Annotated in this window: 14 protein-coding genes and 1 pseudogene; 2 read left to right on the top strand and 13 right to left on the bottom strand. The window is 32.0% G+C overall.

Annotation, left to right across the window (positions count from 1 at the left end; translation table 11 throughout):
• Positions 1-241 precede the first annotated feature (241 nt).
• Together ACFWUA_RS03710 and ACFWUA_RS03715 are read right to left on the bottom strand one after the other, a co-directional pair.
• Positions 242-625, bottom strand: a complete 384-nt coding sequence (locus ACFWUA_RS03710) for a hypothetical protein (protein WP_416198821.1) — start codon at positions 623-625, stop codon at positions 242-244.
• 116 nt (positions 626-741) lie between these two features.
• Complete coding sequence (locus ACFWUA_RS03715; protein WP_416198822.1) at positions 742-2,742, bottom strand: methyl-accepting chemotaxis protein; 2,001 nt, start codon at positions 2,740-2,742, stop codon at positions 742-744.
• Between the two features lie 303 nt (positions 2,743-3,045).
• Between ACFWUA_RS03715 and brnQ the strand changes: the two genes are divergently transcribed.
• On the top strand, positions 3,046-4,341 hold the full coding sequence (gene brnQ / locus ACFWUA_RS03720) for a branched-chain amino acid transport system II carrier protein (RefSeq protein WP_416198823.1): 1,296 nt from the start codon (positions 3,046-3,048) through the stop codon (positions 4,339-4,341).
• A 72-nt stretch (positions 4,342-4,413) separates the two neighbouring features.
• Positions 4,414-4,680 carry a hypothetical protein gene (locus ACFWUA_RS03725; RefSeq protein WP_416198824.1) on the top strand — a complete coding sequence of 89 codons (267 nt, stop codon included), beginning with the start codon at positions 4,414-4,416 and terminating at the stop codon, positions 4,678-4,680.
• A 164-nt stretch (positions 4,681-4,844) separates the two neighbouring features.
• On the opposite strand, the pseudogene ACFWUA_RS03730 reads toward ACFWUA_RS03725, so the two are convergent.
• From ACFWUA_RS03730 to ACFWUA_RS03780, 11 genes and pseudogenes are all read right to left on the bottom strand, one after another.
• Positions 4,845-4,931 (bottom strand): annotated as a pseudogene (locus ACFWUA_RS03730) (5-oxoproline transporter, DUF979 family subunit); the annotation flags it as partial.
• Positions 4,932-5,601: 670 nt separating this feature from the next.
• Positions 5,602-5,784, bottom strand: coding sequence for a hypothetical protein (locus tag ACFWUA_RS03735; RefSeq protein ID WP_416198825.1), 183 nt, complete (start codon positions 5,782-5,784; stop codon positions 5,602-5,604).
• A gap of 385 nt (positions 5,785-6,169) precedes the next feature.
• Complete coding sequence (locus ACFWUA_RS03740) at positions 6,170-8,242, bottom strand: Ig-like domain-containing protein (RefSeq protein ID WP_416198826.1); 2,073 nt, start codon at positions 8,240-8,242, stop codon at positions 6,170-6,172.
• Positions 8,239-8,619 carry a hypothetical protein gene (locus ACFWUA_RS03745; protein WP_416198827.1) on the bottom strand — a complete coding sequence of 127 codons (381 nt, stop codon included), beginning with the start codon at positions 8,617-8,619 and terminating at the stop codon, positions 8,239-8,241. Before ACFWUA_RS03745 ends, ACFWUA_RS03740 begins: the two co-directional genes overlap by 4 nt.
• Before the next feature lie 4 nt (positions 8,620-8,623).
• A complete protein-coding gene (locus tag ACFWUA_RS03750; RefSeq protein ID WP_416198828.1) occupies positions 8,624-8,776 on the bottom strand; it encodes a hypothetical protein in 153 nt (50 codons plus the stop codon).
• Positions 8,777-9,011: 235 nt separating this feature from the next.
• Entirely contained in the window at positions 9,012-10,064 is a 1,053-nt protein-coding gene (locus ACFWUA_RS03755; RefSeq protein ID WP_416198829.1) for a S41 family peptidase, read from the bottom strand.
• A complete protein-coding gene (locus ACFWUA_RS03760) occupies positions 9,991-10,143 on the bottom strand; it encodes a hypothetical protein (RefSeq protein ID WP_416198830.1) in 153 nt (50 codons plus the stop codon). The genes ACFWUA_RS03755 and ACFWUA_RS03760 overlap by 74 nt, the downstream gene beginning before the upstream one ends.
• A gap of 28 nt (positions 10,144-10,171) precedes the next feature.
• Positions 10,172-12,895: an FG-GAP repeat domain-containing protein gene (locus tag ACFWUA_RS03765; protein WP_416198831.1), complete on the bottom strand. Its 2,724-nt coding sequence runs from the start codon at positions 12,893-12,895 to the stop codon at positions 10,172-10,174.
• A gap of 130 nt (positions 12,896-13,025) precedes the next feature.
• Complete coding sequence (locus ACFWUA_RS03770) at positions 13,026-13,814, bottom strand: S-layer homology domain-containing protein (protein ID WP_416198832.1); 789 nt, start codon at positions 13,812-13,814, stop codon at positions 13,026-13,028.
• A 62-nt stretch (positions 13,815-13,876) separates the two neighbouring features.
• Entirely contained in the window at positions 13,877-14,404 is a 528-nt protein-coding gene (locus ACFWUA_RS03775) for a hypothetical protein (protein ID WP_416198833.1), read from the bottom strand.
• A 129-nt stretch (positions 14,405-14,533) separates the two neighbouring features.
• The gene (locus tag ACFWUA_RS03780; RefSeq protein ID WP_416198834.1) at positions 14,534-16,303 is read right to left on the bottom strand and encodes a hypothetical protein; all 1,770 of its coding nucleotides are present in this window, start codon (positions 16,301-16,303) and stop codon (positions 14,534-14,536) included.
• Positions 16,304-16,306 lie beyond the last annotated feature (3 nt).

The raw sequence follows: 16,306 nt of genomic DNA on the forward strand, positions 1-16,306 counted from the left end.
ATTATTTTTTATATCCTCCAATAAAATCAATATATTTTTCTACATTTTTCGACTTCAAGCTCATTAATCTTCATTATAATCTTAACACCATAAATAAACTAAACCGTACCCTCTGGGCACGGTTTAAAAAGCATGTCTATACAAGCAAAATCATCTTCATTTTTATGTGTTTTTAAGTTTAATTTAATCATCGCACTGATTCTTAAAGTAAATTTTGATGTCTTGCCTCCCTAAGTTTATGCTACTTTACTCTCCTAAGTATTATTTCTTCATGTTTAGACACTTCTTCCTGAATTCTATCTAGCTTATCAGAATTTTGTTTGTAACCATCAAATAAGACATCTAATTTAGGCATAATCTCGTGTTCAATTTTAGTATTCGTTTTTTTAACTTCGTTCTCTATATCTTCTATCCTTGAATTAACTTGCTTAAAACCTCCCTGCATTTCATTCTCTACGCCGTCTATCCTTAAATTAACTTGTTTAAAGCCTCCTTGCATTTCATTCTCTACGCCGTCTATCCTTGAATTAACTTGTTTAAAGCCTCCTTGCATTTCATTATACATCTTTGTCATAAATTCAAATAATTGGTCGTTTGTAATGTTTATATCCTTCCCATCATCCATCCCAATATACACCTCCGCACTTAAACTAAATATATTATATCATTTATTTATCATCCTATTCAATACAATTAATTTTGTGGCCAGCCAAACGAAACGTCCCCATGGCGGTATGAGTATTAAAATTTAACTTCAGAAACTATTTCTTGCAATTTGTCTGATACTTCTTTGTTCTTTTTCATTATGTCGTTTATATTGTTTATTGCTTCTACTACATTCATATTCTTTTCAGCTATACTGGTTGTAGCTTTTGCTGACTCTTCTACTGTTATAGATATATCTTTTATGGAATTTGCTATTTGATTTATGGTTGCTGTAAGTTCTTCTGATGTTGCAGATAAATCTGAAATGATACTGTTTAGTGATGAACCATCATCTTTGTACTGATTTACAGCCTCTACCATCATTTCATAATCTCCCATTACATCCTTTTCTAGAAAAGCTATCAATTTATTTGTATTGTCTAACAATTGTCCTACTGCTTTAGTTATGCTTTGAGTGACATTTTGTATTTCTCCTGCTGTTTGATTTGAGTTTTCTGCCAATTTCCTTATTTCATCTGCTACTACAGCAAATCCCTTTCCAGTATCTCCTGCTCTTGCTGCTTCTATGGCTGCATTTAAAGCTAGCAGACTAGTTTGTTCTGATATTTCCAATATGGCATTGGACAATACGTCTATTTTTTCTACTTCCTTTGAGGATTTTATGGCTTCTTCTATTTCTTTTCTTGTATTTTCGTATATGTTCATGGTGTTGTCTTTAGCTTCAATGAATTTATGATTTAAAACTTCTGCTTTTGTGCTTATGTCACTTGATGTAGAGGCTCCTTCTTCTACTTTTTCTGCAAAATCTGATATGGCTTTGTCTATTTCAGCAGAGGATTCGTTTATGGATATGGTGGATGCTGATGTTTCTTCCATCCCTGCTGAAAGTTCTTCTGTTGTTGCTGAGGTGTCTTCTGCTTGGCTAAGTAAAAAGTTCAATTTTTCTATAGTTTTTTCATATACTTCATGATTTTTTTCTATAGAATCTTGTAGATCTTTCATGAACACCTTTTGTTTTTCAATTATACTTTGGAAAGATCTATACATTTGACCTATTTCATCTTTTCTCTTTAAATCCTTTTCATCTATTGTAGCAAGGAAATTTAAATTCCCTATGTCTTCAGCAATATTTGCTGTATGCACTATTGGTTTTGCAATGGAATTTGACATATATAATGATATTAGTAAAGATACCACCAATACAATTATAGTTGCTATCAAAGTATATAAATTTGCCTTTTGGATGGCTCCCATGGTGTGCTGTGCAGAAACTCCAACTCCTACCTTCCAGTTAGATTCTGCTACATCTCCAAAAAAGAAAAATCTATCAACTCCATCATAGTCTTTTATTCCTCTATTTTTTAAGCTTAAATTTTTCCCTTCCATTATATTCTTAAGCTTTCCATTCAATATATCAGCAACATTTACATATCCATCTTTTTTGGGCTTGAATTCTTCATTTGTATGAGTGATAATATTTCCACTACTATCAATTAAAAATGCGTGAGAACCTTTTCCTACATCTACAACTGAAATCATATCTACTAAATAGTTAATTTTAATATCGCTTCCTATGACACCCTTTCTTCCATCTAGAGTACTAAAGGCCTTTGAAATTGTAATGACCACTCCTTTAGTCATAGCATCCATATAAGGCTCTGATATATAGAAATCATCAGTCTCCGTAGCCCCTATATACCAATCTCTAGAAGTTGGATCAAATGTATCGCCTGGAATCCAACCGCTACCAGATATAAATGATTTATCTGAAAAAGCTATATAATACTCATTCCCAGGATTTCTTTCCCCTGCTTTCTTTAAATAATTGTAAACAAATTTATATTCAAAATTGTTGTTTACAATCATATCTTCAATGACTTCATGTATTGAATCTTTTTGTAAGGCCATCCATTTATCTATATCTTTAGCTATTCCTGTAGCCTCTAATTGAACTTTGTTATTTACCTCAGTTTCTAACTTTTTTATGGACACCATATAGTTGATTGTAGATACAGACAATACACTTACAATACATACCAAAACGGTGAGCAATACAACTTTAGTTTTTAATTTCATCTCCATTCTCCTCCTTTCATAATTTCATTTTATTGTTTGAAAATTCAAACTTCTTTATAATACATATTTCTACATATTTCATTAAAATCCTCTATTTTTTTCACATTTTTTATTCTTTTTTTGACTTTTATCCTTAGCAAAACTATTTATGTCCATCCAAAGAAATATCCCCATGTCAGTACGATTTGATATTTTTTTCACAAATAAGTCTGAATATATTTACATATTAGAATTTTAAAAAAACTTGTGGTATAATAAAAAATATCAACAAAAAAACAATTTAAAGAATGAGGGGATTTTCTAATGAAAAAGCTTAGTTCTAAAGAAATCTTAGTTATTAGTTTCGCATTATTCGCTATGTTTTTTGGTGCAGGAAATTTAATCTTCCCACCATCCATTGGCCTAGCAGCAGGAGAAAAATGGAAGGCTGCTTTGTTAGGATTTTCTTTAACTGGTATAGGTCTTCCTATACTTGGAGTGCTATCTATAGCTATATCAGGTGGCTCTATAAATAGTTTGCTAAACAAAGTTGGTCCAAAATTTGCTTTAATTTTTAGCATTTTAATAATGATTTTAATCGGTCCACTATTAGCAATACCTAGAACTGGAGCTACTGCATTTGAAATGGGAATAAAACCACTATTCCCTTCAATTAGTCCAATTATAAGTTCACTTATATTCTTTGGATTAACTCTAATTCTAACATTAAATTCTTCCAATATTATTGATATTATTGGAAAATTTCTAACACCAATACTTTTGATTATGCTATCTACTATAATAATTAAAGGAATTCTAAATCCTATAGGTGTGCCTATAGACACTAATATGGCTCAACCATTCTCCAAAGGATTTGGAAATGGATATCAAACTATGGATTTACTTGCTGCAATAGTATTTGGCGGCATCATAGTAGATGATGTAAAAAATAAGGGAATAACAAAGAAAAGTGAACAATTTAAAGCCATTGCTAAAACAGGTCTTATTTCTGGCATTGGATTAGGAATTGTATACGGAGGCCTATTGTACTTAGGGGCTACTGGTAGTTCTGTGTTCGTACAAGGAACAGAAAAGGTATCTTTAATTACCAACATAACAAAAACAATACTAGGCAATTCAGGTAAAATAATACTAGGAATATGCGTTTATTCCGCATGTCTTACTACAGCTGTTGGTCTTACAGCTACTGTAGGACACTTTTTTAGCAATCTAAGCAAAGAAAAATTTAGCTATAAAACCATTGTTATAATATCCACTATAATGAGTACAATTATTTCAAACACTAGCGTTGAAAGTATAATTACTTTTGCAGATCCTATATTGAAAATAGTATATCCAATTGCTATTATATTAGTTGTTATAAATGTATTCGACAATCTAATTGAAGATAAAAAAATTTATTTAGGTGCAACTATTGGTACATTTTGTGTAAGTCTAGTAGATGGATTAGCTGCTATGGGTGTCGATACCTCCTTCATAGGCGATTTTATACAAAGTCTTCCATTCTCTGATAGCGGATTTGGTTGGATGCTTCCTGCAATTTTAGGCATAATACTAACCCATTTGATTACGAAAATAAAGGAAAACGCCTTTGTATAAGAATTGATTTTGTGAAATCTCTTATATTTGAAAATCTATTGTTTTCTCTATATTGTTTAGGAGGTACACCATATGAGCTTAAATTCATTGGCACCCAATTTAAATTTTATCACCGATATATTAAAATGGTATCTATATAAATACGGCCTTCTCAGCTATACCTTGATTATTGTAGGAAGTATTTATTTTATATGCATAAGAGCACTATTGATTAATATAAAAAGCAAACAATATGACAGAGTTCTTATGTTGATAATACTTATGCTAATAGTCCTTGGCGGCCTTATAGGCTTTGGAATTGAAAGTTCTTTAAATCAGCACGAGTCAAAATTAACTTAGCTATCTTTTTAAATAAGATAGCTAAGTTAATTTTTTAGTACTCATTTCCCTTTTTCATCTATCAATTCTTCAAAATACTATCAACCTGTGTTCACAGCAATCTTCGGTGACCTTGGATTCTTTTTATCCAAGCTACATCATAACGTCCCACTTGTAATTTTTCCCAAAATAGCAACTGGAACAATATTAAAATTTGCTGCCATTATAGTACATAGAGTACCACAATAACCACAAGTTAATGTAAGTATGCCACGAGAACAGGATCAGTTCCTAATGCAAAAAATAAACTCACCTTACAGGTATCTCTACCTGCAAGGCGGGTTTTGCGACAGGGAGAACCGTCCCTGCTGTCGCTTTCTTTCATTCCTTGCATTTCGCTATACATCTTTGTCATAAATTCAAATAATTGTTCATTTTGTTATATTTGAATTTTCACCCAATCCGATCCCCTCCACATATATACATATATAAACTATATTTATTATACCATTAATTTAGCACCTTATTCAATATAGAAAACTATACAAATTTTTGAGTTAATAATTAGTCGCCAATCTTTAGTTTTGTGCCAAATAAAAACACCTCACAAGTATTTCTACCTGTGAGGTGTCTATATTTCACCTTAAACCGCTCGCTTTCCCATTACGTCTCTTTCGACATAATTCGGGTGATACCCGGTACCGTTGCGAAGCTTCATTAAACCGCTCGCTTCCCCATTACATCTCTTTCGACATAATTCGGGTGGTACCCGGTACCGTTGCGAAGCTTGTTTTTATGCGTCTTGGTTTTCAATAGTTACTGTTACTTCAAATGTTGCCTTTGCAGTACCTTTTGTTAATTCAATTACTACAACTTCTACGTTATCAGTTGCATCTTTAGCTGCTTGTTTTGTTAATTTAACTGTTCCATCAGCAGCAATAGTTAAATATTATAAGTTACACCTTCTTTTGCTACTACTTTTGCAGTTATATTAGTATCTTTTGTTTGACCACTCTTTACTGCAGCTACTGTTGCTGTTACGTCATTATCAGCTTGCACACTTTTTTCTATTGTAACTGTAGTCTCATATTTGTATACTTCTGCGTTAACTAATGCTTCATCCATTGCTTCTTGTGCTTTTTCAGTTGCTACTGCACTATCAAATGCAGTTTTGATTGCTGCTTTATCTGCAAAACTCTTTCCAACTAATGCTGTGTGTACTGATGATTTGTCTGCTAAAGTATATAAACTGTTAAATCTAATCCTAATACTTCTGCATTATCTACTAATGCTTTACCCATATCTTGTGCAGCTGCTTCGTTTATAGCTTTAACTGCTGCAGTTTCATTTTTAATTCTTTCTAATATGTCTTCAACCTTAATTAATTCCTTTGCTTCAACAAAATCTGAAGCATTTGCTAAGTTTCCTGATGCATCTTTTGTGAATTTTGGATTAACAGTTTTTACTTTATATCTTGAATCTTTTGCAGCAACTGAAGGATCAATCTTGATTAATACGTTACCATCAGTATCTGCAACAACTGACTTAATTCTGTTTGTTTGAATGTATAATTGTCAACTACCCTTAATACTTCAAAATCTAATTTCAAATTATCATCATTATCTATTGGCTCATCAAATATAACCTTTAAAACTACATCACCACTTAACTCTGCACTAACTTCATCTATTGATGGTTTAATCTCATCAATTAAATCATATTGTGCTACTGTTTCAAGTTTTTCTTTAGTTGCAGTAACAACTTTATCTGCATCTATTAACAGTTTGTTTGAAGCATCTGCATCTAATGCATCATCTTCATCAATAACTAAAGTTATTTTATCTGTTCCTACACCCTTAACTTGGTCTACAGTTGCACCTGTTACTACAAATGCTCCTGAATTAACTTCTAATATTGGTTGAGTGAATTTAATTTCAACAGTTTCAATATCTTTAGCTACTACATTATATTGAGTTGAACCTTCAACCATTGCAACTGATGCTTTGTCAAGACTAACTTTTACAAATTCTCCATAGTTCTTTAATGTGTTACCTGCTACGTCTTCAACTCCAAGTACTGCTACTTCATATACATTATCACCTATTACAGTCTTTACATTTTTCTTTAATTCTTTTGGTAATTCAATAATTACTGCTTTTCCATCTTGAACCACTGTTATTTCAGCACCACTTATGTTTGAAAGTGATGTAGCACTGCTAGTTACACCTTTGCCTCTAATTAGGTAGTTAGCTGGATTTGCAATAGTAGCCATATCCATTTTCTTGCTAAATACTACATAAAGAGTTCTGTTTTCTTTATCTCCTGAAACACTTAAGAATTTTGGTGATACATAATCTTCAACTTCTAATTTTGTTTCATAAGGATACATAGTATTTTTCATTATTGTCTTGTCTTGAATTCCTGAAATACTAAGTGTATATGTTTCAGTTGCATCTAAATCATCATATAGAGTGATAGTGAACAATTTGTCATTGTTTTCACCTTTTACTTCTTTTACAGGTACAGTTTTCCCATCTGAATCATTTACTAACTTATAATATTTCTTATCTTCGCCATTTACTGGTTTATTGAATTTAACTAATATGTTTTTAGCATCATCTAGTTCAGCCTTTAATACTTCTGGTCTACTTTCATCTATTGTTGCCTTAAATGCTCTTTCAACGTCTTTCATTGTATTTGCTGAGTAGTCAGCAAAGTTTTCAATGTATAGAGTTGTTTCATATACTGGTAGTGAATTGTTAGTAAAATCAAAAGCATATTTATTTCCAGCTATTCTTGTGAATGCTCTTGGAGTTTTCTTTGATGTACCATTTTTCCAGTATATATTTGAAGTCTTAACTGAATTTGGATCTATTTCTTCGCTAAATGTAACAACTACTCTTTCAAGAGTCCCTGTCACATCTACAACTTCTGGTGCTTCTTTGTCTTCTATTACTTCAAATTTGTCTAAACTTTCAATAGCTTTTAGACCTGCAAAATCTTCTAAGCCTTTTACTGATATTTCATGTTCGCCAACACTTAGTGTGTTGTAAGGTCTTAAAATGATTTCTCTTCCTACTACTTCTACTCCACCGTAGTAAGCTTTTCCATCAAGTCTATAGTTCTTAGTTTGTTTTGCAACATCTTCTTTAATAGGTTCAGAAACAACTATTTTAGCTGCTTTTGTTCCAAGCCCTACTACTTCTACTACTTCTGGTATAGCATTATCAACTGCTGTAAATTTCTTAGCTACATCAAGAGTATTCTTATCATCTTTAACACCTTTGATAACAAGTTCATATTCTTTCTTGTTAGTCATAGCTTCTTCTAATAGAAGAACAGCTGTGTTTTCATCTGCTAAATAAGTAATATCTTTGATATCCTTTGGTGCTTCATAATTATCTGCATTTGTTGCTGATTCAACATCAACAGCTTTGTTGAATACAACTTTGATTTCTTTCAAGTTGTCAGCTCTAACTTCTTTAACTTCTAATTTTTCTGGAACTGGCATTTCAATACCAAGTTTTTCAGCTAGAGTCTTATCTGAATCTTTTACTTTAATGCTTAATGCATTGAAAGTCATTTGAGCATTTGGCCTCTAGTGATTTCTGCTTTTTCTTCTACTGTTAAATCTTTCATGATTCCTAATTTTTTAGCTGTTTCAAATGATGCTTTATATGCTTCTGCATCATTTACTTCGTATCCTAATGCTCTCAATAATACTGTTGCATATTGTTGAGCTGTAAGGAATTCACCATAACCAAATTTTTCTGCACTATGTCCTTCAACATATTTGTTTGCTTGTGCCCAAGCAAGGTATGGTTTGTAATAATTGTTTGTGATATCCTTGAATGTTGGATATTCTTCAGTCACTGGGAATTTTGCTGCTTCTTCCTCAGCTTTCATCAAACGGCTTAATAATACTACTGCATCTTGTCTCTTTAATTGTTTGTCTAGCATCAAGTCACCCTGAATCGTTTCCTTCAAGGACTCCTGCTTTCTTTAGGAATTCTCCTGCTGCCACTGCTGGATCAACTTTCGCTTCATCAGCAAAAGCAAAAGAGAAACTTCCTAGTACCATTGCTAGTACTAATAGTAATGATAAAGTTTTCTTCATTTTTCAAAGACCTCCTTTGATATTTTGTTTTTTAAATTTTAAGTACTTTTATAGTTTGCAAATCTTGGCAAGATTTGCATTCTATAAAGTATTATAGCATCATCTATTTTTTAGGTCAATAAGATAAATGCTATTGTAATCACTTTGTAACATTAGGGAATATTATATTTCCCAATTGCTATATGACTATTATATATGATTTCAATCTAAAATACCATTACAGTTGTGTTACAGATTACTGAAGTATAGTTATGGCTTTTTCTAGTTGCGGATCTTTAATGCTTGGATATGAATTTCCCTCTACTATTATATCTGGTACTACACCTTTTCCATTAATGCTCCTCTTTTTTGGTGTCAAATATTCAGCAACTGTAAGTTTCATTCCATCTCCATTAGGTAGAGGTATAATTTCTTGTACTGTTCCCTTTCCAAAAGTGGTAACCCCTACAATAGTTCCTGCTTTTGTGTCTTGAACCGCTCCTGCAAATATTTCTGAAGCACTAGCTGAATTTTCATTTACAAGGACAACTAATTTATATTTAGTCTTGGGAAGATTTGAATAATAGGTTTGTTCTATTTTGTTTTTATATTTTATATGAACTATAGGTCCCTTTGGAACAAAGTTCTTTGAAACTTCTACTACTTCTCCTAAAAGTCCTCCAGGATTGTCCCTCAAATCTATAATTATTTTAGAAATGTTTTTCTTGTCAAATTCTTTCAAGACTGGTACTAGATTTTCATTAGTATTTTCATTAAACTGACTGATTTTTATATAGCCTATATTTTTATCAAGAATTTTATAGCTAATAGGATTTATTTTTATTTCATCTCTTGTCAATGTGAAATAAATAGGGGAAGCTTGTCCTTCTCTTTTAATTCCTATTTTGACTTTCGTTCCTTTTTCACCTTTTATGAGCTCTACTACATCTTTAGAAGAAAGACCTGTTGTACTTTTCCCATCTACTGAAATTATTTTGTCTTTAGATTTTATTCCTGCTTTGTAAGCTGGACTTCCTTCTATAGGTTCTACTACAACTACATAACCATCTTTTTCTGAAACCACTATCCCTACTCCTACAAAATTTCCAGAGACACTTCCCAAAAGCTCTTCAAATTCAGCCTTTGTATAATAGTTGCTATAGTCATCTAAAAAATAAAATAGCCCCTTTATTGCTCCCTGTATAAGTTCATTGTCATTTATATCGAAGGCATAGTTATCTTTTACAAGCTCTTTTACTTGATAAAAAATAGAGTAGATTGTCCTCCAATGTATCTTGCCCTTCTCCATAAGATACTAGTGGTACAGATAAAATGATGAGTACCAAAAACAAAGCAATGGTCTTTTTAAACATATTGTTTCTTTTCACAAAAATTCCCCCTTATAGATAAAACTTTTTACTCTAGTTTTAATTTTAGAGTAGTTTCATCTCCATATCTTGTGAAGATATATGAATTCCCTTCATTTTTTATTTCAAAATCTTCATTTAGTACTTCTATACCCTTTGGTGCATATATCTTAACTTGTTGAAGTCCTTTTTCTTTAAACTTTATTCCCATATATTCCTCTTCATATTGAATGTCTACTGGTACATTGACCCTTTCTATATGAGGAGAATCTTCTACTTTGCCTTCAGTTAAATTTACTTTTCTATTTAAACCAATGTATAAATTTGTTCCTTTCCTAATATATATATCTCCATCAACAAAAAATTCCTTATCCTTTAATGCTTCCCCTAGTTCAAATTTTATACCAAGAACATTTTCATTGGGATTTGAAGGAGTAAAAGTAAAAGATATTTTCCCATCTTCTTCTACTCTAGATACATAAACATCTCCATTCATGACAGATGAAAAAGCTTCAAACATCTGATTTTCTGTCATGAAATTGTAGTCATATTTATTTCTCAAATTGTTCAAAAAAGATGCTTTATATCTTAAATCTTTAAGACCCTTTTCTTCCTGCACTGCATATTCCATATGATAAAAATAGGTAATAGGTAGATCTAAAAAAGATATGCTCTTGTAAGCACTCTCATATATAGGTATATTGGGTGCAGGATTAAATAGTATGAAATCTTCAACTTTTTCTCCATTGGAAAGATAAAATGGCATTGCCCAAATATAGTCTCTGGAAAGACTAGGTTCTCCTGCCTTTTGACTAGGTCTAAAACCTGAATTCCACTTTATACCCTCTTTCATCTCACTATGGAAAGATTGAGTAGGACTTATATTGTTTATCCTCCAAGTATGCTGATTGGTCCCTGGATTTTCCCAAGGTATGCCATAGTATTCAAATGCTTCTCTGTGAAGCTCAAGTTCTTTTCTTTCTTGGGTATAGCTTTTGTAGTTGTGAAAATAGGTATGAGGATAGAAGTCTATATAGTTTTTATTTGCATAAGAAATAGCATTTTGCAATTGTTTTTTGTATGGAAATATAGATGAATCTATGGCTTTGGGAAGTCCAAATTCTATTTGACCTACCAACAAATCTATTTTCCCATCTCTATTTATATCTCCAAAGGCTGGCACAGAATAGTACCCTCCCCATAAATTTTTGTTTCTAAATGAATTCAAGGTATTTCCTTCTATATAGCCACTATCTATAAGCTTTGGAAACCCATTTTTATATACTTTTATATAGCCATTGGCTGAACCTACTGCTACTTCTACTTTTCCATCTCCATCATAGTCTACAATTCTTGGTGCAGAATATGAGTCCAATTTGACATTGAACTTCATACCTTTTTTGTTAAATATGACACTATCTTTATCTTTTTTCCCTTTGTAGAAATATAGTTCTCCCTTTGAATTCCCCAAAACTAAATCTTCTACTCCATCTCCATCTAAATCCCCTATAGTTGGAGATGAATTTTGAAAATTCTTTTTTTCTAAAAGAATTTTATCTTTTCTAAATTTCATATCTCCTATATTTATAAAAGAAATGACTTGCCCATTTTTGTTGCCAACTATTAAATCCAATTTTCCATCTCCATTTAAATCATAGAGTATTGGAGCAGAATATGAGCCTACATTTATGGGCTTTTCATTTTCATTATTTAGAAATTCTCTATTCTCATATTGTAATCCCTCTCCATCTTTTTTACCTAAAAATACATATAGATATCCATTGGCACTTCCAGATATTATATCTAATATTCCATCTCCATTTAAATCTCCCAAATCTGGATAAGCTCTATAAGGTAGTTCTATTTCTGCATAGAGATTTTTGTACTGTGGATATGTAGCTATGGAAACATAATCTCTTTCTGTCTCTAAATGTTTCCCTGAAGAATAATGAGAGTTTTCTTCTTCTCCAACAAATGCTGGTTTTCCTGCAGTTCCAACATTTATATGGGCTATTATGCTTTCTTTCCAATTTCCCCATTCAAATAAACTTCGTGCTAGAGAATAGGATGGAATCTCATCATATTCTTTGAGTACATCTATCCACTTTTCCATGGAACCATTTTTTACTGCAGACAATACTTCAAAATGATTTTGCCAAGCCATAGCTGGTCTTCCATAGGTCCCCAGCACCTTTTCAACAGAATAGCCATATATTTCTTTAGACACAGTTGATACAAATTCATTTCTAAATAGATAATTTCCCGTAGCAAAGGTATAGTTGAAATAGCTTTGGGATTTGTCCTTTGCCTTCATATCAAATCCTGTAATGAAATTGTCGTTGGGAAATATGCCGCTAGATAAAAATACACATCCATTTCCTACATTATTTATACCAAAAAGTGTCAATTCGCCGCTAATTGCCAAAGATTTGGCTGTGGATGGCACAAGTCCTACTCCTAAGTTCAAACCTTTTAAGGTGTTTTTATCGTAAAAAGAATTTATTTCACTATGAAAAGTTTTAAAAAGTTCTTGAATTCCCTTGAAATTTTCCTTAACTTCTGGATACTTTAAATTGGCAGGAAAGGCTTCCAGTTTTTTAAACTGAGAAGCCCCTATAAACTCTTTTGGAAATTCATCATAGAAGCTATTTTCCAAAAACAAATAACCTCCATTTCTTGCATAGCTCATTAGCCTTTGTTTGTTTGCATTAAAATCCTCTTTCCCTTTTATGGATTTGTCTAGATACACTATATGATATTTAGACAAGTCCATATTTCCTACTCTATCTATAGAAATACTTTCAAGTTTCAAATTTGGTATCAAACTTTGATTGTAGTTTTGATATACATCTAAATAATTTGATGAGTCTTTGCTGTATATAATGAGTAAGTTTATATTTTCTTCATTTTCTTTGAAGATAATTTATGAAATTGACAATCAGCTCTGATGCTTCAGCTTTGGTGATATCTCTATTTGGATAGAAATATGGATTTTTTTCTATGATACCAAGCATCTTTGCTACATATACATGGTCCTTTGCCCAAGCTGGGATACTACCATTGTCTTTGTAGCCTGTTGAATAATTTTTTATAGGTGCAAGATTTTGAAATCCCAACATTCTAATTAGAATAGTAGTTGCTTCGGCTCTTGTAAGATATTTGTCTGGTTCAAATTTGCCCCTTCCTACTCCCTCCATGATTCCTCTCTTTGTCACCGTTTCTATATAATCATAGTTTCTATGATTTTTCCCTACATCTATATATGTAGGAAGTTTTTCTTCTTGATTTTTCTTTTTCTTTTTAGTATTTTCCTCTTCTTTTTCCACAGGTATATTCATGGAATTGACAATAGCTCTGGCAAAATCCCCTCTACTCATAGATGAGGATGGCCCTAAATAAGTGCTGCCAAGAGGTAGTGCCTCCATACTGGCTAAAAGTAGCATATCCTTCTCATTGGGGAGTCCTAGGACATCTCTTACAGCTGGTATGTTGAGGCGAGTGATAATAGGATTTGTATCTATGGAGAAACTATCTTTCCCTGTATTTCTTCCCTTCAATATCGTCTCTCCTTTAAATCTTGGAAGATCATAGGAATATTTAAGAACATTGTCTTGTTTTTCAGTGAGTAAAAATCCACCTTTGAAACTAATTTGATTTGGTACATTGTCTACATATTCATAGTCCTTGGTCATATTGTAGGAAGCCTCAAGGGAAGCAGTGCCCTGCCAATTTCTTCTTACTGTCAACTTTGTTTTCATAGTTTATGGTATAGTCTAAGTGTTTGAGTTTCAGTAGCAGACCAAGGGCTGTCATATCCTACTAGATTCCCTACAGTCTGTACTGTAATACTTTCTTTGCCTTTATCCACTATATAGGTTTTTCTTGCAGACCAATCCCCTGCATAATATCCTACCAATGGAGTATTGTGAACTACCGTTCCTTGATTCCACTGATAGTTTTCATCTTTTACTTCATATTTTTTCTTTCCTATAGTCAAAGTTTCTTTATATCCATCCAATGTCTTTTTAGATGTAGTTTGATTTCCCTTTGTATTTAATTTTTCACTAAGTTTTATAGTTCTACTAAGTTTTGCCCCTTTAGCTATATTTTCAAGTTTGTAAGTATACTGCTCTGTGATAATGTCGTTCTTTTCCTTTGTCTTTATTTCAAGAGTACCTTCTAGTACTATAGGCTCTCCTGTGACAAATATGACTTCTTTGTAGATGCTTTCATTTTGTATTCCGCCTTCATATCCCGGAATATTTATGGCAAAGGATGTCATAGGACTTAGGAGGAATATCAAAGCTAGGAAGAAAACTATATGGGGACACACCCCTTTTTTTCATATTAAACCTCCAATCTTTAAGTCTTTTAATTTATAATTCGTAATTTATAATTGGCCCTCAGGCCTCTAATCTTCCACCAATAGAACATATCCCATGTCTTTGGAGGAATTTTTGTTTTTAACTATATATACTTTGCTCTTTTTTCTCAATTTGTAGATTTCATCATTAGTCATAGCTTTATCATTTAAAAGAACTACTCCTCTACTTAAATCTATAGTTTCATCTAATCCATTTTCCCATCTATCATTTAATGTATTGTAATTTTTAACTTTTGTGATAGCTATAGTTCCATTGTCCACATTTATATCTTTTATCTCTCCAATAGTGCTATAGTGAGTTTTCACATTTTGACTGTATTCATTTAGTTGAGGAGTCATATTTAAAGCAAGTACTTCTTTTTCATCCTTTGTCTCTCTCACTACAAAATAGGCAGTCTTTCCCTTGTAGAAATCATTTTTCACTCTTTCTCTCAATGTAGAATCTTTTATATCTTTATAATTTATATATCTAGAAGATACAAATGAATTTGAAGGTATAGTCTTTTTAAGCTCACTATCATATATGAGAGTATCTTCAGTCAAAATGAACTTTTCAGAGCCACTCATTTCTACCCATTTGTTGTCTGTAAGTTTTAGATGATCTAATCTGTAATTCATCCTGCCAATTTTAATTCCATAGTCATATATATCTTCTATTTTCCCTCTGTAAACAATAAGTTTAGTTCCATCTATTCTATCATCAAGTATTCCTGTTCCCTCTATAGAAACAATACTTGCATATCTTTGTCCTCTCATATAGTCACTGTAGACAAATACATCTTGGTTTTTATCTATGTTTAGAGAATCTACCAGTCTATTGTCTTTCACTACTATAGTCCCTGGGTGGAAATACATAGTGTTTTTGTCTACTATAAACTTTCCTGTACCATATTCTATATCTTTTATTTTGTCTTTATATGCTACAGAAGAACCACTTTTAAGTAGAAGTTTAGATATATTCATATTGCCATAGCTTTTGTCAAAAGCAATATATACTTCTTCATTTTTTCTGTTTTTAATCGTCTTTAAACTTATCTTTTCACCATTTTCGTAAAGTTTATCATTTTCTACCTTTAACCTTATATTGTGAGAATCATACGAATTCCACTTTCCTTCATTATATATATATGGTTCTTTCAAGATGAGCTCTTTGTTTCTCTCATCTACCATTTCTATTTTGCCTTTAAGTATTCCTTCTATATGCTTTTCTTCATCTTCAACTTTTATATTAGATACTTCACTTGTGTATATATCATCAAAAGTGAGCATGACTTTATCTCCAGACTTTATCTGAAATAGTTCGCATCTTGTCCCATTTTTAGTTATTCCAGTAGAAGAACCTATTTTGTACTTTTCCCTTTCGCCATTAGTTTTTATCTCAATTTCATCTTTAGTGACAAACAACACATCTCCTACTTTAAATCTAGTTCCAGGGATAATATAGCCATCTCTTTCTGGATCTTCTTCATCATAGGCTATGAGCCTTACCACATCATTTCCCTTTAGCTTCACCGAAACTTCCTGTCCATAATAGAGATCAACTATGCTTATCTTTTTCCCTTCTATTTCCATAATGGTTTTAGTTGTTATTTTTACATTGTAGCTTTTTCCTCGAAAATCTTCTACTACAATAGAATTGCTTTTAAAATTTATAGAACGAACAAATCCTTCAATATTCTGCTCTTTTTCAACTTTTGGGAGTTGGGATGGGCTTGAGTCCATCCCAACAGCAAAAATGGGTATGAGTTGTATGAATATCAAAGAGAGGATTATAGTTATGCATATTTTTTTCTTCATATC

Origin of the sequence: Sporanaerobacter sp. (genome assembly GCF_047830725.1) — a bacterium.
GTDB lineage: Bacteria > Bacillota > Clostridia > Tissierellales > Sporanaerobacteraceae > Sporanaerobacter.

What these genes read in the sequence shown, in the direction of transcription:
- ACFWUA_RS03710 (WP_416198821.1), bottom strand. Translation starts at nt 625, where the DNA reads ATGGATGATGGGAAGGATATAAACATTACAAACGACCAATTATTTGAA.
- ACFWUA_RS03715 (WP_416198822.1), bottom strand. Translation starts at nt 2,742, where the DNA reads ATGAAATTAAAAACTAAAGTTGTATTGCTCACCGTTTTGGTATGTATT.
- brnQ (WP_416198823.1), top strand. Translation starts at nt 3,046, where the DNA reads ATGAAAAAGCTTAGTTCTAAAGAAATCTTAGTTATTAGTTTCGCATTA.
- ACFWUA_RS03725 (WP_416198824.1), top strand. Translation starts at nt 4,414, where the DNA reads ATGAGCTTAAATTCATTGGCACCCAATTTAAATTTTATCACCGATATA.
- ACFWUA_RS03735 (WP_416198825.1), bottom strand. Translation starts at nt 5,784, where the DNA reads ATGGATGAAGCATTAGTTAACGCAGAAGTATACAAATATGAGACTACA.
- ACFWUA_RS03740 (WP_416198826.1), bottom strand. Translation starts at nt 8,242, where the DNA reads ATGACTTTCAATGCATTAAGCATTAAAGTAAAAGATTCAGATAAGACT.
- ACFWUA_RS03745 (WP_416198827.1), bottom strand. Translation starts at nt 8,619, where the DNA reads ATGCTAGACAAACAATTAAAGAGACAAGATGCAGTAGTATTATTAAGC.
- ACFWUA_RS03750 (WP_416198828.1), bottom strand. Translation starts at nt 8,776, where the DNA reads ATGAAGAAAACTTTATCATTACTATTAGTACTAGCAATGGTACTAGGA.
- ACFWUA_RS03755 (WP_416198829.1), bottom strand. Translation starts at nt 10,064, where the DNA reads ATGGAGAAGGGCAAGATACATTGGAGGACAATCTACTCTATTTTTTAT.
- ACFWUA_RS03765 (WP_416198831.1), bottom strand. Translation starts at nt 12,895, where the DNA reads ATGGACTTGTCTAAATATCATATAGTGTATCTAGACAAATCCATAAAA.
- ACFWUA_RS03770 (WP_416198832.1), bottom strand. Translation starts at nt 13,814, where the DNA reads ATGACCAAGGACTATGAATATGTAGACAATGTACCAAATCAAATTAGT.
- ACFWUA_RS03775 (WP_416198833.1), bottom strand. Translation starts at nt 14,404, where the DNA reads ATGACATCCTTTGCCATAAATATTCCGGGATATGAAGGCGGAATACAA.
- ACFWUA_RS03780 (WP_416198834.1), bottom strand. Translation starts at nt 16,303, where the DNA reads ATGAAGAAAAAAATATGCATAACTATAATCCTCTCTTTGATATTCATA.